Annotated in this window: 27 protein-coding genes and 1 riboswitch; of the genes, 9 read left to right on the forward strand and 18 right to left on the reverse strand. The window is 66.4% G+C overall.

Annotated elements, in window-relative coordinates:
• Nucleotides 1-265: 265 nt before the first annotated feature.
• Complete coding sequence (locus FNL14_RS21920; RefSeq protein WP_142064637.1) at nucleotides 266-2,173, forward strand: DEAD/DEAH box helicase; 1,908 nt, start codon at nucleotides 266-268, stop codon at nucleotides 2,171-2,173.
• Nucleotides 2,174-2,267: 94 nt separating this feature from the next.
• Here the strand turns inward: FNL14_RS21920 and FNL14_RS21925 are convergent, their stop codons facing one another.
• From FNL14_RS21925 to FNL14_RS21955, 7 genes are all read right to left on the reverse strand, one after another.
• On the reverse strand, nucleotides 2,268-2,918 hold the full coding sequence (locus FNL14_RS21925; protein ID WP_142064640.1) for an MBL fold metallo-hydrolase: 651 nt from the start codon (nucleotides 2,916-2,918) through the stop codon (nucleotides 2,268-2,270).
• A gap of 37 nt (nucleotides 2,919-2,955) precedes the next feature.
• Nucleotides 2,956-3,945: an aldo/keto reductase gene (locus FNL14_RS21930; protein WP_142064643.1), complete on the reverse strand. Its 990-nt coding sequence runs from the start codon at nucleotides 3,943-3,945 to the stop codon at nucleotides 2,956-2,958.
• A gap of 39 nt (nucleotides 3,946-3,984) precedes the next feature.
• Nucleotides 3,985-4,611 (reverse strand): nucleoside/nucleotide kinase family protein, encoded by a 627-nt coding sequence (locus tag FNL14_RS21935; protein ID WP_142064646.1) that lies wholly within the window; start codon nucleotides 4,609-4,611, stop codon nucleotides 3,985-3,987.
• Between the two features lie 143 nt (nucleotides 4,612-4,754).
• Nucleotides 4,755-5,132, reverse strand: a complete 378-nt coding sequence (locus tag FNL14_RS21940) for a multidrug efflux SMR transporter (protein WP_142064648.1) — start codon at nucleotides 5,130-5,132, stop codon at nucleotides 4,755-4,757.
• Complete coding sequence (locus FNL14_RS21945) at nucleotides 5,132-5,455, reverse strand: multidrug efflux SMR transporter (RefSeq protein WP_142064650.1); 324 nt, start codon at nucleotides 5,453-5,455, stop codon at nucleotides 5,132-5,134. The genes FNL14_RS21940 and FNL14_RS21945 overlap by 1 nt, the downstream gene beginning before the upstream one ends.
• Nucleotides 5,456-5,464: 9 nt before the next feature.
• A riboswitch (guanidine-III (ykkC-III) riboswitch) is annotated at nucleotides 5,465-5,530 on the reverse strand.
• A gap of 85 nt (nucleotides 5,531-5,615) precedes the next feature.
• On the reverse strand, nucleotides 5,616-6,146 hold the full coding sequence (locus FNL14_RS21950) for a ferritin (RefSeq protein WP_091423384.1): 531 nt from the start codon (nucleotides 6,144-6,146) through the stop codon (nucleotides 5,616-5,618).
• Nucleotides 6,147-6,218: 72 nt separating this feature from the next.
• Nucleotides 6,219-6,809 (reverse strand): HutD family protein, encoded by a 591-nt coding sequence (locus FNL14_RS21955; protein WP_142064652.1) that lies wholly within the window; start codon nucleotides 6,807-6,809, stop codon nucleotides 6,219-6,221.
• Between the two features lie 106 nt (nucleotides 6,810-6,915).
• On the opposite strand from FNL14_RS21955, the gene FNL14_RS21960 reads away from it, so the two are divergent.
• Nucleotides 6,916-7,533: a phosphoribosylanthranilate isomerase gene (locus FNL14_RS21960; RefSeq protein WP_142064653.1), complete on the forward strand. Its 618-nt coding sequence runs from the start codon at nucleotides 6,916-6,918 to the stop codon at nucleotides 7,531-7,533.
• Nucleotides 7,534-7,635: 102 nt separating this feature from the next.
• Nucleotides 7,636-8,037, forward strand: a complete 402-nt coding sequence (locus tag FNL14_RS21965) for a YccF domain-containing protein (protein ID WP_142064656.1) — start codon at nucleotides 7,636-7,638, stop codon at nucleotides 8,035-8,037.
• Nucleotides 8,038-8,072: 35 nt separating this feature from the next.
• Here the strand turns inward: FNL14_RS21965 and FNL14_RS21970 are convergent, their stop codons facing one another.
• From FNL14_RS21970 to FNL14_RS21980, 3 genes are all read right to left on the reverse strand, one after another.
• Nucleotides 8,073-8,459, reverse strand: coding sequence for a VOC family protein (locus FNL14_RS21970; RefSeq protein WP_091423393.1), 387 nt, complete (start codon nucleotides 8,457-8,459; stop codon nucleotides 8,073-8,075).
• 92 nt (nucleotides 8,460-8,551) lie between these two features.
• Nucleotides 8,552-9,361 (reverse strand): 2-phosphosulfolactate phosphatase, encoded by an 810-nt coding sequence (locus FNL14_RS21975; protein WP_142064659.1) that lies wholly within the window; start codon nucleotides 9,359-9,361, stop codon nucleotides 8,552-8,554.
• Nucleotides 9,358-10,227 (reverse strand): DUF4031 domain-containing protein, encoded by an 870-nt coding sequence (locus FNL14_RS21980; RefSeq protein WP_142064662.1) that lies wholly within the window; start codon nucleotides 10,225-10,227, stop codon nucleotides 9,358-9,360. Before FNL14_RS21980 ends, FNL14_RS21975 begins: the two co-directional genes overlap by 4 nt.
• 110 nt (nucleotides 10,228-10,337) lie before the next feature.
• Here FNL14_RS21980 and FNL14_RS21985 point away from each other — a divergent pair, with 110 nt between their 5' ends.
• The 4 genes from FNL14_RS21985 to FNL14_RS22000 are packed head-to-tail and all read left to right on the forward strand — an operon-like array spanning nucleotide 10,338 to nucleotide 13,501.
• A complete protein-coding gene (locus FNL14_RS21985; protein WP_142064665.1) occupies nucleotides 10,338-10,745 on the forward strand; it encodes a molybdopterin-binding protein in 408 nt (135 codons plus the stop codon).
• Nucleotides 10,742-11,545: a molybdate ABC transporter substrate-binding protein gene (gene modA / locus FNL14_RS21990; RefSeq protein ID WP_142064668.1), complete on the forward strand. Its 804-nt coding sequence runs from the start codon at nucleotides 10,742-10,744 to the stop codon at nucleotides 11,543-11,545. Before FNL14_RS21985 ends, modA begins: the two co-directional genes overlap by 4 nt.
• On the forward strand, nucleotides 11,517-12,401 hold the full coding sequence (locus tag FNL14_RS21995) for an ABC transporter permease (protein ID WP_142064671.1): 885 nt from the start codon (nucleotides 11,517-11,519) through the stop codon (nucleotides 12,399-12,401). Before modA ends, FNL14_RS21995 begins: the two co-directional genes overlap by 29 nt.
• Nucleotides 12,398-13,501 carry a sulfate/molybdate ABC transporter ATP-binding protein gene (locus FNL14_RS22000; RefSeq protein ID WP_142064674.1) on the forward strand — a complete coding sequence of 368 codons (1,104 nt, stop codon included), beginning with the start codon at nucleotides 12,398-12,400 and terminating at the stop codon, nucleotides 13,499-13,501. The genes FNL14_RS21995 and FNL14_RS22000 overlap by 4 nt, the downstream gene beginning before the upstream one ends.
• A 165-nt stretch (nucleotides 13,502-13,666) precedes the next feature.
• Here the strand turns inward: FNL14_RS22000 and FNL14_RS22005 are convergent, their stop codons facing one another.
• The gene (locus FNL14_RS22005; protein ID WP_142064677.1) at nucleotides 13,667-14,050 is read right to left on the reverse strand and encodes a YciI family protein; all 384 of its coding nucleotides are present in this window, start codon (nucleotides 14,048-14,050) and stop codon (nucleotides 13,667-13,669) included.
• A gap of 162 nt (nucleotides 14,051-14,212) precedes the next feature.
• Between FNL14_RS22005 and clpB the strand changes: the two genes are divergently transcribed.
• On the forward strand, nucleotides 14,213-16,870 hold the full coding sequence (gene clpB, locus FNL14_RS22010) for an ATP-dependent chaperone ClpB (RefSeq protein WP_142064681.1): 2,658 nt from the start codon (nucleotides 14,213-14,215) through the stop codon (nucleotides 16,868-16,870).
• Between the two features lie 39 nt (nucleotides 16,871-16,909).
• On the opposite strand, the gene FNL14_RS22015 is transcribed toward clpB, so the two are convergent.
• Nucleotides 16,910-17,602, reverse strand: coding sequence for a septum formation family protein (locus tag FNL14_RS22015; protein ID WP_255470961.1), 693 nt, complete (start codon nucleotides 17,600-17,602; stop codon nucleotides 16,910-16,912).
• Nucleotides 17,603-17,866: 264 nt separating this feature from the next.
• On the opposite strand from FNL14_RS22015, the gene FNL14_RS22020 reads away from it, so the two are divergent.
• Nucleotides 17,867-18,100 (forward strand): DUF3073 domain-containing protein, encoded by a 234-nt coding sequence (locus FNL14_RS22020; protein ID WP_091424482.1) that lies wholly within the window; start codon nucleotides 17,867-17,869, stop codon nucleotides 18,098-18,100.
• Nucleotides 18,101-18,319: 219 nt separating this feature from the next.
• Here the strand turns inward: FNL14_RS22020 and FNL14_RS22025 are convergent, their stop codons facing one another.
• The 6 genes from FNL14_RS22025 to uraD all read right to left on the reverse strand — a co-directional run bounded on the left by FNL14_RS22025 (nucleotide 18,320) and on the right by uraD (nucleotide 23,121).
• A complete protein-coding gene (locus tag FNL14_RS22025; RefSeq protein WP_142064687.1) occupies nucleotides 18,320-18,640 on the reverse strand; it encodes a hypothetical protein in 321 nt (106 codons plus the stop codon).
• Nucleotides 18,641-19,008: 368 nt separating this feature from the next.
• Nucleotides 19,009-20,157 carry a phosphoribosylformylglycinamidine cyclo-ligase gene (gene purM / locus FNL14_RS22030; RefSeq protein WP_142064690.1) on the reverse strand — a complete coding sequence of 383 codons (1,149 nt, stop codon included), beginning with the start codon at nucleotides 20,155-20,157 and terminating at the stop codon, nucleotides 19,009-19,011.
• A complete protein-coding gene (purF, locus tag FNL14_RS22035; protein ID WP_142064693.1) occupies nucleotides 20,154-21,827 on the reverse strand; it encodes an amidophosphoribosyltransferase in 1,674 nt (557 codons plus the stop codon). The genes purM and purF overlap by 4 nt, the downstream gene beginning before the upstream one ends.
• 61 nt (nucleotides 21,828-21,888) lie before the next feature.
• Nucleotides 21,889-22,200, reverse strand: coding sequence for a hypothetical protein (locus FNL14_RS22040; RefSeq protein WP_142064697.1), 312 nt, complete (start codon nucleotides 22,198-22,200; stop codon nucleotides 21,889-21,891).
• Nucleotides 22,201-22,288: 88 nt separating this feature from the next.
• Nucleotides 22,289-22,627, reverse strand: coding sequence for a hydroxyisourate hydrolase (uraH, locus tag FNL14_RS22045; protein ID WP_142064700.1), 339 nt, complete (start codon nucleotides 22,625-22,627; stop codon nucleotides 22,289-22,291).
• Complete coding sequence (gene uraD, locus FNL14_RS22050) at nucleotides 22,624-23,121, reverse strand: 2-oxo-4-hydroxy-4-carboxy-5-ureidoimidazoline decarboxylase (RefSeq protein ID WP_142064703.1); 498 nt, start codon at nucleotides 23,119-23,121, stop codon at nucleotides 22,624-22,626. Before uraD ends, uraH begins: the two co-directional genes overlap by 4 nt.
• Nucleotides 23,122-23,294 lie beyond the last annotated feature (173 nt).

Genomic DNA, 23,294 nt, shown 5'->3' on the forward strand with positions numbered 1-23,294 from the left:
GGAAGGGGGAGCGGGCCCGGGATGCTAGACTGGTGGAACTTGATGTGCAGTGATGCCCATGTGCCCCTTCATTTAGGGGACAGGGCTTTTTTCATGTGAGAGGCACATCCTGCGTCGATGAACGCGTTCCATTTGGTCCCGGCCGCCGCTTTGAATAAGCGGCAGCAGGCTGGTTGATCACCTGACTTTTCTTCGGCGAACCCCCTGGGCCAACCGGCGCCGGGGGCCGATATCCGCACGGATACCGCCTGAAAGACCTTTGACTTTGACTACTTTTGCTGCCCTCGGCACGCCCAAGGCCCTTGCCGACACCCTCACCGCCCAGGGAATCGAAACTCCGTTCCCCATCCAGGTGAAGACCCTCCCTGACACGCTGGCAGGACGCGACGTCCTGGGCCGCGGCCGCACCGGCTCCGGCAAGACCATCGCCTTCGCCATCCCGCTGGTGGCACGCCTCGCCGAGCGCGAAGCCCCGTACTTCCGCAAGCCCGGCCGCCCCATGGGCCTGGTGCTGGCACCCACGCGTGAACTGGCCACCCAGATCAACGCCACCATCGAGCCGCTGGCCAAGGCCGCCGGCCTGAACACCACCGTGATCTACGGCGGCATCTCCCAGGCACGCCAGGAGAAGGCCCTGCGCGCCGGCGTCGACATTGTTATTGCCTGCCCCGGCCGCCTGGAGGACCTGATCCGCCAGCGCATCCTCACCCTCGAGGCCGTGGAAATCACCGTCCTGGACGAGGCCGACCACATGGCCGACCTCGGCTTCCTGCCCGTGGTGAAGAAGCTCATGGACATGACCCCCAGCCAGGGCCAGCGACTGCTCTTCTCCGCCACCCTGGACAACGGCGTGGACAAGATCGTCCAGCGCTACCTGTCCAACCCGCTCACCCACTCCGTGGACGACCCGCAGGCCGCGGTCACCACCATGGAGCACCACGTCCTGGTAGTCAACGACCAGACCGTCAAGAAGCAGCTGATCGTGGAGCTCGCCTCCGGCGCCGGCCGCCGCGTCCTCTTTATGCGGACCAAGCACCACGCCCGCAAGCTCGCCAAGACCCTGACCGACGCCGGGATCCCCGCCGTGGACCTGCACGGCAACCTCTCGCAGAACGCCCGTGACCGCAACCTCGCCGAGTTCTCCTCCGGCGACGTCCGCGTCCTGGTCGCTACCGACGTCGCCGCCCGCGGTGTGCACGTGGACGACGTCGAACTGGTCATCCACGTTGACCCGCCCACAGAGCACAAGGCATACCTGCACCGCTCAGGCCGTACCGCCCGCGCAGGTTCCGACGGCACCGTGGTGACCATCACCCTGCCCGAACAGCAGACCGACGTGAAGAAGCTGATGAAGGCTGCCGGCGTGGACGTCAGCTTCGAGCGCGTCACCGCCACGTCGCCCATAGTGGGCGAGCTCGTGGGTGAAATCGCGGACAAGATTGATCCGCGGACCCGCGCTGCGCTGCTGGCAGCCAAGGCTGCCAAGCAGGGCGGCGGCACCTCCACCGGTGCCAACGCCGAGCGCAAGCGCGCCCGCCGCCAGGCTTCCCCGGTTGCCGGTGGCCGCGGCGGCCGCGGTGGACGAGGCAAGGTTTCTGCCGAGCCCGTCCGCACCGATGTTCCCCGCGCCGAGCGCCGGGCAGCAGCCTTCGAAGGCCGCACTGAAGCCCGTGCAGCGTTCGACAAGGTTGCCGAGCAGAACGAAGACCGCGCCATTGCCGCAGCAGCGGCCCGCCGCAACGCCCGCGGCCGCGGCACTGCTTCGACGCACCGCAACGACGTCCCCGCGGCAGGTGGCCGTGCATCGGCCGGCCGCGGTTCAGACGGCCGTGCAGAGTCACGCGTCACCCGCAGCGACGCTCCCCGCGGCGGCACCGGCCGTCCCGCATCCTCAGGCCGTCCGGCTTCCTCCGGCGGCCAGCGCAACGGACGTCCGGCCACCGGGCAGCGCGCAGCAGCAGCCGGCGCAGGTGCCCGTACGGGTGGCCAGCGCTCCGCAGGTGCAGGCGCAACCGGCGGCAACAAGGCCGTCTGGTCTTCCAACACCGGTGGAACGTCCGGCGGATCCTACGGCTCCGGCAACGGTGGCAACGGCGGTGGCTCAGGCCGTCCCGCCCGCAGCGGCCCGCGCCGTGCCTCGGCTCCGGCGTCGAACGAACGCCGCAGCCGCTAATCCCCACCGGGTTTCGCTCCCCACCGGCCCCCTAGCCTCGCAAGCGCGGCCAGGGAACCCGGCCGGTGTGGGCCCGGCTCAACCACCGTTTGGTTCACCAGCCGCGGGCGCGCCACTCCTCCAGGTGCGGGCGCTCCGCACCAAGGGTGGTGGGTTTGCCGTGGCCGGGGTGCACAATGGCCGAGTCCGGGTAGGCACCAAACAGCCGCTCGGTGACGTCATCCAACAGCTGGGTGAACCGCGCGGGATCCTTCTGGGTGTTGCCCACCCCGCCGGGAAACAGCGAGTCGCCGGAAAAGATGTGCGCGGGACCCTCGGGATCCTCGTACACGAAAGCGATGGAACCCGGCGTGTGGCCACGCAGGTGCACAGCCGTCAGGTCGAAGCCGTCGAAATTCCCAACGTCGCCGTGGCTGAGCCGCACGTCCACTCCCACGGGCAGCGCATCGGCGTCGTCCGTCCCGGCAGCGGTGCGCGCCCCGGTTGCGTCCACCAGCTCCTTCAGCGCCCGGACGTGGTCCCAGTGCTGGTGGGTGGTGGCGATCAGCGCCAGCTTCGGCGCGGCTGACGTGTCACCGGCACCGTCCTGCAGCAGCTGCCGGATGGCCGGAAGGTCATCGGCGGCGTCGATCAGCACCTGCGCGCCACTGGCTTTGGCGGTGAGCAAGTACACGTTGTTGTCCATCTCGCTGACGGAAATCCGCCGGATGGTCAGCGCAGGCAGGTCATAAATCAGTGAGTCCATGGGCATCAGTCTAGGGACGCCTGATAGAGGCCCCTGGTTACTCGCGGCCTTCGGACACCCAATTGGGATCTGCCGAGCGGGAGCCGACGACGGCGTCCGAGGCTTCGGCGAGCGCGTCAAGCTGCGCCGGGGTCAGGTCCAGGGACAGGGCGCCCAGGTTTTCATCTATCCGGTGCGTTTTGCGCGTGCCGGGGATGGGGACCACGGGAAGGCCCAGCCGCCTGCCTTGGGCGAGCAGCCAGGCCAAGGCCACCTGGGCAGGTGTTGCATCCAGCTCGTCAGCCACGGCCTGGACAGTGTCCACCACGGCCTGGTTGGCACTGGCCGCATCCGGGGCGAAGCGGGGGATCCGGCGTCGGAAGTCCTTCTCGCCCAGTTTCGATGGGTCAATGGTGCCGGTGAGGAATCCCCGGCCCAGCGGCGAGTACGGCACACCCACTCCCAGGGCGGCCGCGGCAGGAACAACGTTGCGTTCCACGTCGCGGCTCCAGATGGACCATTCACTCTGGACCGCCGCAATGGGGTGGACGGCTGAGGCTTCTTCGAGCTCCTGGGCCGTCACCTCGGACAGGCCAAGGTGTTTGACCTTGCCTTGCTGTACAAGCTCCGCCATGGCCTCCACGGTTTCCACAATCGGAACGCGGAGGTCGCGGCGGTGCATGTAGTAAAGGTCGATCACATCAGTGCCCAGCCGTTGCAGGCTGTGGTCCACTGCCTGCCGGATGTAGCCGGCGTCGCCGCGGATGTCCGTGTATCCGTCCGCCGGCGTGCCCACCAGGCCGAACTTGGTGGCCAGCTGGACCTCGTCCCGTCGCTCCTTCAGCAGTTGAGCGATCAGTTCCTCGTTGCTGCCTCCGCCATAGATATCCGCGGTGTCAATAAAGCTGACACCGGAGTCGACGGCGTGATGCAGCGTCCGGAGCGCGTCTCCGGGATCCACCTCGCCGTAAACCGGTGTGAGGGCCATTCCGCCGAAACCGAGGGGACTGACGTCGAGGCCGTCGCCGAGCCGGACTGTTGCTGCCATGGGTTCTCCTGTTCTTTTCTTTACGGTTTTCGGGACCGGTCAGTTCCAGGGGATGATCCGGTCCGCTGCCGCCCGGGTCGCCTGGATCAGTACCGCATTGGCCTCGTCCGGGCCGTTGGTCCAGGCCTCCGCTGCCAGCCGGTCCATTCCGAACCGCATGTGCCGTTCCACCAGGCGGCTGAGCCGGAGGGCCGGGGGCGTTTCCACAAACCACACTTCGTCCAGCTGCGCCCGGATGTCCTTCCACGGCTCCTGCTCCGCCAGCAGGTAGTTTCCCTCGGTGATGACGAGGGGCACGTCGGCCGGGATGGCGATGGACGCAGCCACTGGCTCGTCGAGGGTGCGCCGGAACTCCGGGGCGTAAACGACTGACTCGTCGCGGCGTACCAGGCGGCGCAGCAGCGAAAGGTACCCGCCGGCGTCGAACGTGTCCATGGCACCCTTGCGCTGCCGCAACGGCGTGCCGTCAATGATGGAGTTGCCCAGGTGGAAACCGTCCATGGGCACCACTACGGCCATCCCGGGCCCAAACTGCCGTTGGATCCATTCTGCGAAGGTGGATTTCCCTGATCCCGGGGCGCCGGTGATGCCCAGGATGGTCCGGGTTCCGGGCGTCAGCCTGGCGCGCAGGGCGTCCATCGCCTGGGTGATCTCGGGTGAGTCCATGGCAAAAGACTAGACCGCACCGGCGATCGGGCCGCTGAACCTCCCCACCTTTTGCTTTCCGGGAAGGCGCGGCCGACGGCGATTTGCCGGGTCACGCCGTCGGCAGCCTTGAAAGGTGGGGAGACTCAGCAAGGTGGGGAGACTCAGCGGCGGGAAGGGGATGCCGCTTCAGGCCTCCGGGTCGCTGTGCCTGACGGCAGTGCCTTGAGCCCGGCCGCACAGCCCACGATCCCGGCGATAAAGACAACTTTCACCACACTGAAGGGTTCCACTCCGGTGGCCATTGCCCAGCCCACGGTCAGTGCCGCCCCGATTCCGACCCACACTGCGTACGCGGTGCCCAGCGGGATGTGGCGGATGGCCATGCCCAGGCCCAGCATGCTGAGGGTTGCTGTCACGGCAAAAACGAGGGTGGGGAGGGGCTTGCTGAAGCCGTCGGATAGTCCAAGGGCTGTGGCCCACACTGCTTCCAGGACGGCAGATGCCAGGAGAACCAGCCAGGGGATTGAACGCTTCAACATCACGCCACCACCTTCAGGCCGACCACGCACACGGCGATGCCGGACAGCAGGAGGAGGCGTGCGGCCGTCGGACGCTCCACCTTGGTGACGATGGCGTACGCGGAGGTCAGCACCACGCCCACGCCCACCCAGACGGCGTACGCAGTGCCGGTGGGGATGGACTGCATAGCGATGGCCAGGCCGCCGGTGCTGGCCGCGACGGACACCAGGAACAGCGCTGCGGGGGCAAGCCGGCGGCGGCCGGAAGCCTGGAAGGTGCGGTGCAGGGCTGCGGCCCACACGGCTTCAAGGGCGCCGGATAAAAGAAGGATTAACCACGACATGACAGATCCTTTGGCCAGTCTTGTCGCGTGCCGGGTACTGAACCGTCGTCCGGAGGCTCCCTCACGGAGCCTTGGCTTCAAGCGTAGCAACGCCCGACGCCGGGCGGCCACCTATGGTGCCCAACCTCACCACCATGCGACACCCGGCGCCGGGAGGACGTTAGAGGGTGCCGCCGGCAGCTACGGGGGCAGCGGCGTCGCGGCCGCCATCGCCCACGGTTTCGCGGGCGATAAAGTTCTCGATATCGAACAGGTTGTCCGCGCGCTCGGCGATGTTCAGGAGCGTGGTCATGGAGGCCACTTCCTCCACCTGCTCCTTCAGGAACCAGAGCATAAACTGCTCGCCCAGGGCATCGTTTTCACCGCGGGCAGCCCGGAACAGGTCCTCAATGTTTTTGGTGACTTCCTTTTCCTGCTGCAGCGCAAGGGCCAGGGGCTCGGTGACGGAGGCGAAGTCGTTGCGCACTGCAGGAACCCCGGGAATGGTGAACTCAATGTCCCGGTCCAGCATGTACTGCACCATCATCATGGCGTGGTTCCGCTCCTCCACCGACTGCCGGAAGAAGTAGCGGGCCAGTTGTGGGAGGTCCTGGTTGGCGAACCAGGTGGCCACCGCAATGTACTGCTGCGATGCCGTGAATTCGTTGCCGATCTGGGTGGACAGGAGCGCATTGAACGATGATGTGGTCATAGCCCGAGTCTAGGGACGGCCGGAGCCAGTGACCAGTGTGGAAAGGCTCTGCTACTGGAAGGCGAGGCTGCCCTACTCCGCGGCGGGTTCGTCCTCCACGGGGTCGATCGAGACAACGGCCAGGAAGCCGCGGCCCAGAACGTCCGGGGTGTCGACGTCGGAACCCACCACGGCGTCGTACCGCGCCAAGGGCTCTGGTTCTTCCGTCCCCACGGCAACGGTGGCCTGGCCCTGCAGCAGGATCCCGAACGAGCCTTCAAAAAGGGGCTTCGCACGCTTCTTCGAGAGTTCGATGATGGATGTGTAGCCCTTGAAACGTCCGGCGCGGGTGATGACGTTGAGGTCCCGGATATCCCCCGTGGGGAGCTTCGCCTGCGTGGCGGCCCCGCCCGGGAAGCGGAAGGGACGGTACTTCTCCAGCGGGCGTTCGGCACCGTCCACGGTCAGCAGCAGGAGCTCACCCTCCACAACAGTCAGCACCCGCTCCATCCCGGGAAAAGGGGAGAAATCACCGGCCTTGCTCACGTCCGCGATGCTGACCCGCCAGTCCCAGCCGCCGTCCTTTGCCGAACCGTCCGCGGGGTGGCTGGCCAGTTGGCGCGTGATGCCGCCACCATTACGCCAGGGCTCGGGCTTGAGGCTTGCAAAGCGGATAATCTCCATGGGCCCAGCCTAGTTCCCGGCCGGACATCCCGGCGTCGCGGGTTGGCCCCTTCCCTGCTACTCTCCTCCGGGGGGACAACACGAAAACAGCCTGAAGGAGCCGGGAATGTTCGTCAAAGTGTGTGGTCTCAGCACGCCTGAATCAGTCCGTGAAGCAGTTGATGCCGGGGCTGACGCCGTCGGTTTCGTCCTGACGGCGAGCCCGCGCGTGGTGTCGCCGTCACAGGCGCACTCGTTGCTGGCGCACGTCCCCTCCGGCGTTTCGCCCATCGGCGTGTTCCGCCACGAGCCGGTGGCAGACGCCGTCGCCATTGCCCGCGCCGCCGGGCTGGAATGGATCCAGCTGCACGGCGCACGGTCCCGCCAGGACGTGGCCATGGTGCACGACGCCGGGATGAAGCTGATCAGGGCAGTCACCACGGGTGCCGCTGCAGAGGAGTTTGAGGACTGGGGCGAGGACCTGCTGCTGATCGACGCCGCGGTGCCCGGCTCGGGTGAGGCCTGGGACTACGCCTCCGTGGCCGCGATGCCTGTCCTCCAAGGCCGCCACTGGCTCCTGGCCGGGGGACTGGACCCGGTCAACGTGGGCAGCGCGTCAACAGCAGCCCATGCATGGGGCGTAGATGTCTCCTCGGGTGTTGAAGCTTCCCGGGGCGTCAAGGACCTGGCCAAGATCCGCGCGTTTGTCCAGGCTGCAAAGGGCGCTGCCCCGGTCAAGGCTTAGTCCACCCAGTCCCGCTTAGTTCACCCGGTCCAGCGGGAGTTCAGGGGCCAGTCAGGGCATGCCCCCATCCTTTTGTCAGACCCTCCGGGGCACAATGGGTGGATGAAGACACTCCTCAACATCATCTGGCTGGTTTTCGGCGGTTTCTGGCTCGCGCTCGGCTATTTCGCCGCCGGTGTGATCTGCTGCGTGCTGATCGTCACCATCCCGTGGGGCATCGCCTCGTTCAGGATCGCGGCGTACACGCTGTGGCCCTTCGGCCGGATGGTGGTGGACAAGCCTGGCGGCACCGGGGTGTTCTCGCTGCTGGGCAACGTCATCTGGCTGCTGGTGGCCGGAATCTGGATCGCCGTCGGCCACGTGGTTACCGCGTTCGCCATGGCTGTGACCATCATCGGCATCCCGCTGGCCATCGCCAACCTGAAGCTCATCCCGGTGTCACTGATGCCGCTGGGCAAACAGATCGTCCCCACCAGCGCGCCGTTTGTTGCGACGTACCGGTAGGGACGGTTCCAGGTTCAAAGGACGTGTCCTGGCGGTCAGCCCGCCGCTTCGTCGGGACGCAGTGCGCGCAGTATGCAGAACTCGTTCCCGTCCGGGTCCGCCATCACCACCCAGGTGACGTCCGGGCCCTGGCCAACGGAAACGCGCCTGGCGCCAAGGGCTTCCAGCCGCGCCACCTCCGCGTCACGGTCTTTGGGCCGCAGGTCCAGGTGGACCCTGTTCTTGAGTTCCTTCCGCTCGGGCACTTTGAGGAAGAGCAGGTCAGGGGACACGCCGTCTTCAGGGCTGCCTGCCGGTGGTTCCAGCACAATCTCGTCGTCCGCCTCATAGGTGCGGCGCCACCCGAGAGCTTTTTCCCAGAAATCCGCGGGCACCTTCGGGTCGGTGGAATCAATGCTGATGGCTTGGATACGCAGGGTCATCGGAGCAGTGTTGCATCCGGGGACAGGAGCCGTAAAGGGTCCCGCCCCAGCCCGAAGTAGAGCCTTGGCGGGCAGGCTAACCCGGCGAACCCTCAGCGCGGGCTGAAAAACCCGCCCGCCAAAATGGCCACCGCATCACTTCCGTCCAGCTCGGCGGCGATATCGACGTCGGCCGCGTAGCCCGCGCCGGACAATTCAAGTCCGCTGGCGCATCCCTGCAGCATCTCCCGCAGCCGCGGCTCTGCGGCCTCGAACACCGCCGCTGCCGCGAGGGCTTCCGGCGAGTAGCCGTGCCGGCCAACGTCAGCCTCGTAACCGCCCTTGCCCGCAGCGGCGAGGCCGGCGATAAATGCTCCCGCCCCGATCTGGTCCTCCACGGCGGGACGGAGGGTGCCGTCCGGCCATCGTTCCCCGGCAGCCACCACGGCGATCACCGCGTCGGGCGGCAGATGGGCGGCCACCCAGTCTGCCGTTGCCCCTGCATTGCGCAGGCACACGGCGGCCACCAGCGGGACTTCACCGGCCAGTTCGTGGCAGAGGGCGGACCCGTTCGGCGATGGCAGCACCACACGCTCCAGGGATTCCGCGGACCGGATGCTGGCGGGGGACAGGCTGAGCCCGCCGCCGTTGCGGGGCCCTGCCAGCTGCGCATGGTGGTGGGCGGCGAAGTCCTCCGCCCGGGTGTCCTTCCAGGGAAAGGGGAAGATGTCGGCGCCCCGGTCCAGGGCCACACTGACGCACGTGCTGAAGGACAGGACGTCCACCACCACGGCAAGGTCCGCCCCGGACGTGACTGTCCTGGCGCCGTCGAGCCCCCATTCGAGCCGGACTGTATAGGCCAGCTGCCGGTGGGCGGCACTCGCGGTGACTGTGTGGCGGGGGTTGGAGGTGGGCGCGTTCACGCGAGCTCCCCCATCAGGTTCCGGTGCGCGGTGTCCAGCCACAGCTCTTTCGCCCGCTGTGTGTGGAAGAGGGGGTCAAGTTCCAGCAGCTGGCGGACGACGGCGGCGCGTCCGGCCGCGAAGTCGGCGTCGCCGATGTGCGCGTAATCCTGGCGGACGTCCGCCACGTAGCGGGCATACTCGTCCGGTTCCCCGCCGAGGACGGAAAGATCCGCGTCGCAGAGGAGGGCGCCGTCGTGGTCCCCTGGCTCGGGGCGGTGGTCCGACGTCAGCCGCACCAGCCGTGCCACCTCGGCGGCCTCACCCTCCGGCAGGCCCGCAGCGTCCAGCCGCTCCTCCGCGAGGCAGGCAGACTCCTCTTCATCCTGGCCGGCCACACCACGGTAAACGGCATCATGGAACCAGGCTGCGAGCAGCACGGTGCGCGGCGGGTCGGCGGGATCCGTCAGCAGATCGAGGGCTTCCAGCACAGAAAGCAGGTGGGTGCAGCCGTGGTACTTGCGGTGGGGTTCGCTCCAGCGGTCCAGGAGATCCAGGAAGAGCGCGTCGTGGCCCGGCATGATGGCATCCCACCGGTTGAACAGCGGCACTTTGAGCGACTTGTTCCGCTGGCGGGCCGGGATGCGAAGGCCGCTGGCGATCAGCTTGCGGACCAGGACCCGGGCCTCGACGGTAACCGCTCCGGCTGCCACCAGGTCATCGTAACGGCGTTCCGCCACGTCATAGTGGTCGCCGTCGAAGGCCCGCTCCGGGATACCCGCTGCGGCGGCGAAATCGTGCAGCTCCTCCAGCGACGAGTCCGACACCAGGTGCGAAAAGTGCGTTCCGTGGGCAGGCCAGAGCGGCGGATCAATGTAGACGGCCATGGAGGAAGTCTAGTGCTGTCCCTCCAGCAAGCGGCGCGAGGTGGAAGGCGGGCCCGGAAATACGGAGTGAAACTAGGAGAAGCACCGCAAATGCGCCCTACACTGATGAAATGACAATCATCCGCGTTTCCGAAGCCGCCCGGTTCCTGGGCGTCAGCGACGATACAGTGCGCCGCTGGATGGACAACGGGTCACTGACGCCGGTGAAGGACCCGGGCGGCCGGCTTGCCGTGGACGGCCTGGAGCTCGCCCGGCATGCGCAGAAGCTCGCCCAGCTGCCCGAGGATCCGCACCGGACCGGCAGCTCGGCACGGAACCGGTTCGTGGGCCTGGTGACCGGCATAACCGCGGACAAGGTCATGGCCCAGGTGGAGCTCCAGTGCGGGCCCTTCCGGGTGGTGTCCCTGATGAGCAGCGAGGCAGTCCGGGACCTAGGACTGGAACTCGGCTCAGTGGCCACCGCTGTGGTCAAGGCCACCACGGTGATCATCGAAACGCCGCAGGGGAGAGCACTATGAAAGGACTGACCGGGCTGCTGGCGGCCATTGTCTTGATGGCGCTCGCCGGTTGCTCCACGGGCGCTGGTTCGCCTTCCGGGGATGCGTCCGCTGCGGGTTCATCCGCCGGGAGCAGCGGTGGGGAAGCCCTGACAGTTTTTGCCGCAGCTTCCCTCAAAAACAGTTTTACCGAACTGGCAAAGACCTACGAAGCCGCCCACCCCGGCAGCAGCGTCACGCTCAGCTTCGCCGGTTCCGCAGACCTGGCCACCCAGATCAACCAGGGTGCGCCGGCAGACGTCTTCGCCTCGGCGGACACGAAGAGCATGGACAAGCTGCAGCAGGCCGGGCTGGTGGACGGCAATCCCCGTATCTTCGCCACGAACACCCTGGCCATCGCCGTGCCGCCTGGCAACCCCGCAGGCATCCGTTCCTTCGCCGACCTCGCGAAACCGGGAACACGGCTGGTCCAGTGTGCCCCGCAGGTCCCGTGCGGGGCAGCCGCGACCGTCATCGAACAGCAGACAGGAACGCTTTTGAGCCCGGTCAGCGAGGAAAATTCCGTGACGGATGTACTCGGCAAGGTGGTCTCCGGGGAAGCGGACGCCGGGTTGGTCTATGTCACCGACGTCAAGGCTGCAGCAGGAAAAGTGGAAAGCGTTGCCTTTCCCGAAGCCGCTGGTGCAGTCAACAGCTACCCGATCGCCGCACTGTCCGGCAGCCGGAACGGCGCGGCCGCGCAGGCCTTCCTGGACCTCGTGACCGGCCCGGAGGGCCAGCAAGTGCTGGCAGATGCCGGTTTCGGCGGCGGCCGGCAGTGAGCGGCACAACGTGAGCCACGCCTACCGCGGCGTTCCCCGCTGGACCTACGTGGTGGCGGTGCTGGCCGCAACGGTGGTGATCCTGCCGCTGTTCGCCATGGTGGCCAGGGTGAATTGGGCAAACTTCCTTCCCCTGGTCACCTCGGAATCGGCCGTTTCCGCTCTGGGCCTGAGTCTGCGGACGTCCGCGGCAAGCACGATTCTGTGCATCGTCCTGGGGGTGCCGCTGGCCCTGGTCCTGGCCCGCGGGAGGTTCCGGCTGCAGGGGCTCCTGCGCTCGCTGGTGCTGCTCCCGCTGGTGCTGCCGCCGGTGGTGGGCGGCATTGCACTCCTCTACATGTTCGGCCGTCAAGGCCTCCTCGGCCGGACCCTGGAAGTCCTGGGCCTGCAGATCGCCTTCACCACCACCGCTGTGGTCCTGGCCCAGACGTTTGTTGCCTTGCCGTTCCTCGTGGTCAGCCTGGAGGGTGCGCTGCGGACCGGCGGTGAACGGTACGAAGCCGTGGCGGCAACCCTGGGCGCCTCTCCCGGCCGCGTCTTCCGGAGCGTCACGCTGCCCCTGGTGCTGCCCGGGCTGGCCTCCGGCGCCGTACTGTCCTTTGCCCGCAGCCTGGGGGAATTTGGTGCCACGCTCACGTTCGCAGGCAGCCTGCAGGGGGTGACCCGGACCCTGCCGCTGGAAATCTACCTGCAGCGTGAAACAGACCCGGACGCCGCCGTCGCCCTTTCCCTCGTCTTGGTGGCCGTGGCAGTCGCCGTCGTGGCACTTGCTTACCGGCGGCCTGCAGGCGCGGGGGTGGCCTTTTGGAAGCAACGGACGACGCCGGCTGCCGCAGCGGGCAGGGACGTCCTGTGACATTCGCGCTTGAGGCAGCCGTGGCCGGCAGGGGGTTCGACGTGGCACTGGGGCTGGGACCCACGGAAACGGTAGCCGTCATGGGCCCGAACGGGGCCGGCAAATCGACGCTGCTGTCCGTCATCGCGGGCCTGCTGAAGCCAGACAACGGCCGGGCTGAGCTTAACGGCCGCACACTGTTCGAGCTCTCGGCCGGCCGGGGCACGTGGACGCCGCCCCACCACCGCGGCACCGCGCTGCTCGCCCAGGAACCGCTGCTGTTCCCTCATCTGAACGCACTGGAGAACGTGGCTTTCGGGCCTCGCAGCGCCGGTGTGTCCAGGAAGCAGGCCAAGGCGGAGGCGCTGCACTGGCTCGCCGAGGTGGAAGCGCTGGATCTCCAGGCCAGGCGCCCGGCGGAGCTGTCCGGCGGGCAGGCACAACGTGTTGCCGTTGCCCGGGCGCTCGCCGCGGACCCCGGGCTTCTTCTCCTCGACGAGCCCATGGCGGCGCTGGACATCCACTCGGCACCCCTGCTGCGCCGCCTGCTTAAGCGGGTCCTGGCCGGACGGCAGGCCATCATCATTACCCACGACGTCCTGGACGCACTGATGCTGGCGGACCGGGTTGTCATCCTCGAGAACGGCGGGATTTCGGAAGAAGGACCCACCCGCGAGGTCCTCCAACGGCCGCGTAGTCCATTCGCGGCAGGGCTGGCAGGCCTGAACCTGCTGGCCGGAACCTTGGCCGGAGACGGGATCAGGACCGCCGAGGGCTGGACGGTTGCCGGGCTCTTGGAGGACGGGTACGCCGATGACCGGCGCCCGGAAGGCCGGGGCGGGAACGGGTACCCTGCCGCGCCGGAAGGCGAGAGGGCAGCGGTTGCTGTATTCCCGCCGTCGGCCGTTTCCGTGTTCCTCGATGACGCGCACGGCAGCCCGCGCAATTCGTTTGAGGTTGCCATTACCGACCTCGAACCGCACGGCGACTTCATCCGGGTCAGGGCCGGAAGCCTCGCGGCGGACATCACTCCCGCTGCTTCCGCCGACTTGGGACTGGTCCCCGGCCTGCAAGTGCACTTCGTGGTGAAAGCAACATCGGTGGTGGTGTACCCGGCCTAATGCCGTCGCCGCCCGGAGCATTACAAAATTAGTCACATCGGTGACAGGCATCACAAATGCCGGGTAAACTCGGCAAAGGGCGGACAAAGCAACCGGCGGGCGGCTTCTGGGGGGAATCACCCGCCGGTTGCTTCGTGGGTCCGGCTAAGTGCTGTCTGCGGCGGCCTACATTCCCGGGAGGTCGAGCGTTTCGTATACCTGAATGCTGGCGCCGGGCATCATGAGGTGCGGATGCCCGTCCAACAGCGCCTCGGCCCCGGCGAGATCCTCCGCCTGGAGGATGGTGTAGCCGCCCACCCCCGTATTGGTTTCTGACGAGCCGGTTGCGTTGATTTCCTTGCCGGTCCCAAGTGGTGTTCCCAGGTCCACGATGCCGTCGCCGGCCCGCTCGGCCCAACTCATCCAGGCTTTCATCCCCTCCTGGGCCGCTTCCGGCGTACTTTCGGCCATCTGTGCCTGGGCTGATTGGGGTGCGATATAGAGAGCAACAAACTTTTTCATTGCGTGTCCCGTCTGCAGTGCGCCGGCAGCACCATTCGCCCCGGTCACAAGCCGATCCTAGGAGGAATCGGATGCGATGGAAACGAAATTTCCCGCACCCTGATGGCAGTGGTTCGCTGTCGGCAAACAGGAAATAAAAAGCACCCCAACCAAAGTTGAGCGTAGTAGACTCAACCCTAAGATCGGATTACCCCCCGAAAGGAGCTCTCTTTGGACGTCAAATTCACTACCAAGAGCCAGGAGGCTCTTTCGGCTGCCGCCATGAACGCCTCCACCATCGGCAACCCCCAGGTGGAGCCCGCCCACCTCCTTAAGGCGCTCATGGACCAGCGCGAAGGCGTGGCGGTGGCGCTTCTGCGTGCCACCGGGGCAGACCCGGACGCCGTCAGCGTGCAGGCGAGCAGCGCCATCAAGGCACTGCCTGCCACCTCCGGCGGTTCCAGCCAGCAGGCACAGCTGTCCCGGCCGGCCCTGCAGGCCATCCAGAATGCCAAGGAGGAAGCGGACCGGCTGGGCGATACCTTCGTCTCCACCGAGGTCCTTCTCCTGGGCCTCTCAGCCGGAAATGATGCGGCAGGGCGTTTGCTGCGCGACGCCGGTGCCTCCCATGAGGCTCTGCTCGCCGCCCTGCCGGGTGTCCGCGGGGACCGGAAGGTCACCAGCCAGGACCCCGAGAACACCTTCCAGTCGCTTGAGAAGTTCGGCACCGACCTCACCGCCATGGCGCGTGCCGGAAAGCTGGACCCAGTCATCGGCCGGGACACGGAAATCCGCCGGATCGTCCAGGTGCTGAGCCGTCGCACCAAGAACAACCCGGTGATCATCGGCGAGCCCGGCGTGGGCAAGACCGCTGTTGTTGAGGGCCTCGCCCAGCGCATTGTGGCCGGTGACGTTCCGGAAAGCCTGCGTGGCAAGACCCTGATCGCCCTGGACCTGGCGTCCATGGTGGCCGGCGCCAAATACCGCGGCGAGTTCGAGGAGCGGCTCAAGGCTGTCCTTGAGGAGATCAAGAACTCCGAAGGCCAGATCGTCACGTTCATCGACGAGATCCACACTGTGGTGGGTGCCGGCGCAACCGGCGATTCCTCCATGGATGCCGGCAACATGCTTAAGCCCATGCTGGCCCGCGGCGAGCTGCGGCTCATCGGCGCCACCACCCTGGACGAGTACCGCGAGAACATCGAGAAGGACCCGGCCCTGGAGCGCCGTTTCCAGCAGGTGTACGTGGGGGAGCCCAGCGTCGAGGACACCATCGGCATCCTGCGTGGCCTGAAGGAGCGCTACGAGGCGCACCACAAGGTGGCCATCGCCGACTCCGCCCTGGTTGCCGCCGCAACCCTGTCCAACCGCTACATTTCCGGCCGCCAGCTGCCGGACAAGGCCATCGACCTGGTGGATGAGGCCGCGTCCCGGCTGCGGATGGAGATCGACTCGGCCCCCGAGGAGATCGACCAGCTCCGCCGCGCCGTGGACCGGCTCACCATGGAGGAGCTGGCCCTGGAAGGCGAGACGGACGCCGCCTCCGTGGAACGCCTCGCGGCGCTCCGTGCGGATAAGGCGGACAAGGAAGAGGAGCTCGCAGCCCTGAATGCCCGCTGGGAGGCCGAAAAGGCCGGCCTCAACCGGGTGGGCGACCTGAAGGCAAAGCTGGATGAGCTCCGCTCCACCGCGGACAAGGCCCAGCGCGAAGGCGACCTGGAGACGGCGTCGCGGATTCTCTACGGCGAGATCCCTGCGTTGGAGCGTGAACTGAACGCAGCCGCTGAGGCTGAGGCCGCCGTCGCGGATAAATCCTCACAGATGGTGGCCGAACAGGTGACCGCGGACGATATCGCCGAGGTCATCTCCGCCTGGACCGGCATCCCCGCAGGCCGCATGCTGCAGGGTGAAAGCCAGAAGCTGCTCCACATGGAGGAGGAACTGGGGAAGCGGCTGATCGGCCAGAAGAAGGCCGTCACCTCTGTGTCGGACGCCGTCCGGCGCGCCCGCGCGGGCATTAGCGACCCCAACCGGCCCACCGGCTCGTTCCTGTTCCTGGGCCCCACCGGCGTGGGTAAAACCGAGCTGGCAAAGGCCCTGGCGGACTTCCTGTTCGACGACGAACGCGCCATGGTGCGGATCGACATGTCCGAGTACGGCGAGAAGCACTCGGTGGCCCGGCTGGTGGGTGCGCCTCCGGGATATGTGGGCTACGAGGAGGGCGGCCAGCTCACCGAAGCCGTCCGCCGGCGGCCCTACTCGGTCATCCTGCTGGACGAGGTGGAGAAGGCCCACCCCGAGGTCTTCGACATCCTCCTGCAGGTGCTCGACGACGGCCGCCTCACCGACGGCCAGGGCCGCACCGTGGACTTCCGCAACGCCATCCTGGTGCTGACGTCCAACCTGGGCAGCCAGTTCCTGGTGGACCCGTCACTGGATGCGGAGGCCAAGCGGAACGCGGTCATGGCCACCGTCAACGCCTCGTTCAAGCCGGAGTTCCTGAACCGGCTGGATGAAGTGGTGCTGTTCGATCCCCTGTCCGTGGAAGAACTGGCCCGGATCGTCGAACTGCAGGTGGCTGAGCTCGGCCGCCGGCTGCACGAGCGCCGGCTCACCCTGGACGTCACCGAGGGCGCCCGCGCCTGGCTGGCAATGTCCGGCTTCGACTCCGCCTACGGCGCCCGTCCGCTGCGCCGGCTGGTCCAGCGGGAGATCGGCGACCGGCTGGCTAAGGCCATCCTGTCCGGCGACATCGCCGACGGGGACACTGTCCTGGTGGACACCGCAACTGACGTGGACGAGCTCACCATCGAGGGGCTCGAGGCGCTGTCCGGCCCCGGCGGCGGTCCCGTCCCGGGAACCGGGCTGGTAGTCCGCCGGAAGGACTAGGTACTGCGGCCGCAGCGTGCTGCCCTGGTGCTCTCAGTGCTAGGGCAGCACGCTGGCGTTCACGTTGTTTCCGCCCGGGGACGTCACGTAGCAGTCCACCCTGCGGTCCCCTGAGTCCCAGCTGGTGGAGCTGGGGAAGCTCCGCTCGTAGTTCAGTGTGAACTGGTCTGCGGCGGGGCCCAGTTTTGCCGCCTGGCAAGCTTCCAGGGCTTTTGCCTTGAGCGCCTCTGCGCCGGGGTAATCGCCTTCCTCGGGGTAGCGGAACACCACCACCAGTTGGGCGGAATGGTTGGTGTCACACGGCACCACCGTGGATTTCAGGGCTTCCGGGTGGAAATCAGTGAAGCAATCGCCCAGCGCATAGGCGGGCGGCTCCACTTCGCGCGGCAGGGGAAGCGGGGTGGCCGGGGGAGTGACCGCGGTTTCCAGCACTCCGCGGACAGCGCCGCTTGACTCGTCCGAATCCCCTTTGGAGTTCAGCCACAGGGCGAGCCACACCAGCGATCCGATAACCGCAAGCAGGACGACGGCGAAGAATGCCTTCCAGAGCGTGCGCCGGCGCCCCTGCCTCCTGGCTTCGTCCGGCCCCTCGGGGTGGTTAACCTGCCTGGGGTGCCGTACCGGCGGCTCCGCGGCCGGGACCCCATACTCTGCGGCAGGAACGCGGGGGAGGCCGGCAGTAGGCGGCGAGCTGGGTTTGGGCGGGACGTCCGGGTGGTTCAAGGGGTGCATCCTCCTGCATATTTTCCGCGCGGGCAGCCGGGTTTGCCAGCCAGTTTCAGCAGTTCTGCAACCGACTCTATCGAAGAAAAAAGCTGGAAACCTGCGGGCCGGGCCGGGGAATAGTAATGCAATCCATCACCTGGAGCCGCACCTGGCAAGCGAGGGCCCTCGAAAGCATGTAATCTAGGTGTACGACAAATTGACCAAACATTCCGGGGCCTCACCTACGCCAAGGTGACCACCTCCGGTCCAAGTACAAAAGGGGGTCACGCCATGGGGCGCGGCCGTCAAAAGGCAAAAGCTACAAAGCAGGCTCGGGATATCAAGTACTACTCCCCGAACACTGACTACTCGGCACTTCAGCGCGAGCTGACGGGCCCCAGCAGTCGTGCCACGAGCCATTATGCGAACGAGCCGGCAGAGCCGGACTATTCGGCTTATGTGGATAAGTACGCGGATGATTTGGAAGAAGACGACGACGAGGTAGACACCCGCCGCATCGGCTAGTTGTCGCTGACATGGTCCAGGGACCGGTGGCTTCAGCAGTCAGCACGTCTTCCCGGTTACAGCACTTTAGGTGCTGGACTTGAATGGTTATTAGAAAAGTCCCGTTGGGCGCACCTGTATCAAGTGCGCCCACCGGGACTTTCTGTTGCGTGCCGCGGCTGCTCATAAGGGTGCCGTGGACCCAGAGGATCCAGGGCACTAATGCTTGTAGTTAGATAGCTAGTTTTGTTCGATGGTCACGGGCGCGCCGGTACCAGCGGCTTCACAGATAACCACGTCTCGACCGGAGGCGTCCACCGCCGTTGCCTCTCCAAGGATTGCCGCCGCCACAGGGCCAACGTTGACTCCGCATACGTCGGCTGCGATGCCTACCACCGCTGCAACGTTGACATCCTCAAGAATTGTAACGTCGCCAATATTGACGTTGACCAGGCCGTCTTGAAAGGTGGTGTTCCTCGCGGCGTCAGAGGGGACAGCGACGGCGCCCATAAGCATGAGTGATCCGGCTGCTCCTGCAGCTACTTTGCGCAAAACAGACATTTGGTGCCTCCTTGATTTGTCCGCGCTTCCCCAAATCATTCCGACTTGCTGAACCGTGCTGAGGGCACGTCAACATAGCCGTGCAGGAACACGGACCTTTTTTGGTTTCTAGCTTCCGCCGGTGGCGGTAGAGAGCAGCCCTAACTCGGCTTGCCTAGGCATATGCGCCCAACCAAAGACCACTGTCACTGGCCTTGGAGAAGAACCCCCATACCGGCTCCGGTACTGCTCTTCCATGTCTTCGAGCCTAAAGGTAAGTATGCTTAGCAGTCAAGGGATAGGAGTGTCTTATCTCACATTTCTCATTTAGCCAATGGCACAAAAATGCCGGCGGCTGCTTGAAGCAACCGCCGGCATCCGTGAAATGTCTAGGCGTAGGCGTTGACCAGGCGGACGGCGCCGCCGTCCACGCCCTTGGCGCCCTGGACGTAGTCCGGGCCGGACTTGAGGATGGCATCCGAGTCTTCGGTAACGGTGCCCATGATCCAGGACGGCAGGCCGCGGTCGTTGAGGCGGGATACCGCGGCGTCGGCGGCGTCGGCGGAGACGATGGCCACCATGCCCACGCCCAGGTTCAGTGTGCGCTCGAGGTCTGCCAGCGGCACGTTGCCCAGCTCGGACACCAGCTTGAAGATGGCCGGCAGTTCCCAGGTGGCGCGGTCCACAGTGGCCACCAGGCCCTGGGGGAGGACGCGGGCCAGGTTGGCGGCCAGTCCGCCGCCCGTGACGTGGCTGAAGCCGTGCACAGCGGAGGTCCCGGTGACGGGGAAGGCGCGGGCCAGGTCCAGGCAGTCTGCAGCGTAGACGCGGGTGGGCTCGAGGAGTTCCTCGCCCAGGGTGCGTCCGAGTTCGGACACCTGGCGGTCCAGGGCCCAGCCGGCGTGGTTGATCACGCGGCGGACCAGGGAGTAGCCGTTGGAGTGCAGGCCGGAGGAGGCCATGCCAATCACAACATCTCCGGCACGCACGCGGTCAGGCCCCAGGAGCTGATCGGCCTCGACCACGCCGGTGGCTGCGCCCGCGACGTCGTACTCGTGCTCACCCAGCAAGCCGGGGTGCTCGGCGGTTTCACCGCCCACCAGCGCAGTGCCGGCAACGGAGCAGGCGGCGGCGATGCCGCGGACGATATCGGCGATGCGCTCGGGCACCACCTTCCCGCAGGCAATGTAGTCAGTCATGTACAAGGGCTCGGCGCCCACCACCACGATGTCGTCCACCACCATGCCCACCAGGTCGAACCCGATGGTGTCGTGGATGTCCATGGCCTGGGCGATGGCAACCTTGGTGCCCACGCCGTCGGTGGAGGTGGCCAGCAGCGGCTTCTTGTAGGTCAGGAGCCGGGAGACGTCGTAGAGGCCGGCGAAGCCGCCCACCCCGCCGATCACCGAGGAGTTGTGGGTTGCCTTGACGGCATCCTTCATCAGCTCGACGGCGCGGTCGCCGGCTTCAACGTCAACGCCTGCGGAGGCGTAGGTGATGCCGGAAGTGTTGCCGGGGGCGGGGGCAGCGGAAGTCATACGGACTCTTTCTTGTCAGCGCCGGTGGTGGCGGCGTGCACGTCTGGCACAAGGTCGGCTTCGGTCAGCAAATTCTCGAATTCGGAGTCGGGCCCCGGATCGCAGCCGGTGGCGCCGGACTTCTCGGCCGGATCCTCGTCAGAGTCCACGGCAAGGGCCGCGGTCTGGCCCGGAAGGGCGGACGGCGAAGGCTTCAGGCCGCCGAGGTCCGTGCGCTCCAGGAGGTTCTTGCCCAGCTTGTCCGAGCCCGGAAGCTCGATGGGGTACTTGCCGGTGAAGCATGCTGTGCAGAGGCGCTCCCGCGGCTGCCGGGTAGCGCCGATCATGCCGTCCTCGGAGATGTAGGCCAGCGAATCGGCGCCGATGGCCTGGGAGATTTCTTCGATGGTGGCGCCGTTGGCGATCAGCTCTGCCCGGGAGGCGAAGTCGATGCCGTAGAAGCAGGGCCACTGCACCGGCGGGGAGGAAATCTTGACGTGCACCGCAGCGGCACCAGCTTCGCGGAGCATCCGGACGATGGCGCGCTGGGTGTTGCCGCGGACGATCGAATCATCCACCACCACCACGCGCTTGCCGCGGATTACCGATTCCAGGGCGTTGAGCTTGAGCCGGATGCCCAGCTGGCGGAGCGTCTGCGAGGGCTGGATGAAGGTGCGGCCCACGTAAGAGTTCTTGACGAAGCCGTGGGCAAACGGGATGCCGGATTCTTCGGCGTAGCCCACCGCGGCGGGTGTACCGGATTCCGGAACGGGGATCACGATGTCCGCTACCTGGGTGTTTTCGCGGGCCAGCTGGCGGCCCATCTCCACGCGGGATTCGTACACGGAGCGGCCGGCGATGGCGGCGTCCGGGCGGGCAAGGTAGACGTACTCGAAAACGCAACCGGCCGGCGTCGGCTCCGCGAAACGCTGGGACCGCACGCCCTGCTCGTCAATGGCGATGAATTCGCCGGGCTCGATCTCGCGGATGAAGCTGGCGCCCACGGTGGCAAGTGCGGACTGCTCGGAGGCCACGACCCAGCCGCGTTCCAGCCGGCCCAGGACCAGCGGGCGGATGCCGAAGGTGTCGCGGGCGGCGTAGAGGGTGCCTTCGTCCATAAATACGAAGCAGAAGCCGCCCTTGATCTTGGGCAGGAGCTCGATGGCCGTCTCTTCGAGGGTTTTCCCCTCTTCGCCTTCGAGCAGGGCCGTGACCAGGGCGGTGTCCGAGGTGTTGCCCTGCTTCATTTCACCGGTGAGCTGGCCGCCGTTGCGTTCCTGGATCATGGCGTTGAGTTCGGCGGTGTTGGTGAGGTTGCCGTTGTGCGCCAGGGCAACGGTGCCGGTGCTGGTGGCGCCGAGAGTGGGCTGGGCATTGGCCCAGTGGCTGGCTCCGGTGGTGGAGTAGCGGCAGTGGCCCACAGCGAGATGCCCGGTCAGGGTGTTCAGGGTGGTCTCGTCGAAAACCTGGGAGACGAGCCCCATGTCCTTGTAGACGTTGATCCGCTTGCCGTCGCTGGTAGCTATACCAGCCGACTCCTGACCGCGGTGCTGCAGTGCATACAGCCCGTAATAGGTAAGTTTTGCTACTTCTTCACCTGGTGCCCAGACCCCGAAAACGCCACAGGCGTCCTGCGGGCCTTTTTCGCCAGGGAGAAGATCATGAGAAAGTTTTCCATCGCCGCGTGCCACTGGTCGATTATCTCACGATATGCGGTAGGACTTTTCCGGCCGTCCGTTTGTGACCGGGCTGCTACAGGTTGTCCGAATCCGGTTCGGAGTCGGGAACCGCTTCCACCACTGCCCGCTGCTGCCGTTTGACGCTGCGCCGGTCCAGGATGAGGGCCAGTGCCGCACCCAGGATCGCGCCTGCCCCGGCGAACAGCACCAGGAAGAACCCGAACACCGAGGCGGGGTCAAACTCCGGGGTGGCGGGGAGACCGTATGCCACCGCGGCCGCCACCACCATGCCCACCAGTGCGCCCAGGATCAGGAACGGCACATATTTGGGTGCGCGGCGGACGGTGACCTCGCGGCGCTCGGCGGCGGGTTGTTCAGAAGGCATGCATCAAGCCTACATTTCCGTGTTGCCCTATCACTTACGGCTGCCAAAACCCCGGAATGGGGACCATAAGTGATAGGGCAACGGAAGGTCAGCTGCCGCGGTACGTGGAGTATGCGAACGGGCTGAGCAGGAGCGGAACGTGATAGTGCTCGGGGCCGGTGACTTCGAACACCAGGTCAACCTCAGGGAAGAACGTTGCAGTCTGCAGGCCGGCGTAGTAGCTGCCGGTGGCGAAGTTGAGCTTGTAGTGCCCAGCCTCCAGCTGCTCCGGCCCCAGGTCCTTTGCCCGCCCGTCCGCGTCCGTGGTGGAGTCGGCAAGCTTTTGCCAGGTGCCGCCGTCGTTTTTGTAAAGCACGACGGCGACCCCCGCCGCCGGGCGTCCGGCGCCTGTGTCGAGGATGTGGGTAGTGACGTGGGAAACGCTCATTCGGTGATCAGTCCTTCTAGCCGCAGAACGGCGATCTCGCGCAGCTGCTGCGCCACGATGCTGTCTTCTTCGGCCGCGGAGTTGGCAAGCCGTTCATTCAGGGCCTGCAGGATTTCCGGGGCGGTGCGTCCGGCGGCGCGGATCAGGAAGACCCGGCCGAACTTTTCCTCGTAGTCGCGGTTGCCCTGCGCCAAAGCCTGCGCAACCCCGGCGTCCGCGGGGTCGACGCCGGCCTGCTCGGAACGGGACATGGACGCCTCGGTGGTGGCCGCCGTCGGACGCTCCCCGATCCGGGGGTGGTGGGCCATGGCGGACTCCACCTCGGCGGACGTGAACGGGTTGGCTGCTTCGGCGGCAAATGCCAGGAGCGCCTCCCTGGAACTGAAGGGCCGGGCGGCGGCCACGGTGTCCACCCAGCGCTGGACGTCGATGCAGGGCCGGAGGGTTTCCGCGGCCCGGGCAGGGTCCGCAGTGTTGAATTCGGCAAGCTTCATGCTGGCTGCTTCCTAGGTAACAAATGCTGGCATCCACGGTGACGGCTATGCGGAGGCCGGACTTCCGGCACCTGATCATTGGTAAATCGCAGGGCATACCAACAAGGCTTCCGCATCATGGAACTGTTATTTCAGCATACGTAATATTGAAGTGGACCGTGGCGGTGGTGTCA

It is taken from the genome of Pseudarthrobacter sp. B4EP4b, from assembly GCF_006680095.1.
Lineage (GTDB): Bacteria > Actinomycetota > Actinomycetes > Actinomycetales > Micrococcaceae > Arthrobacter.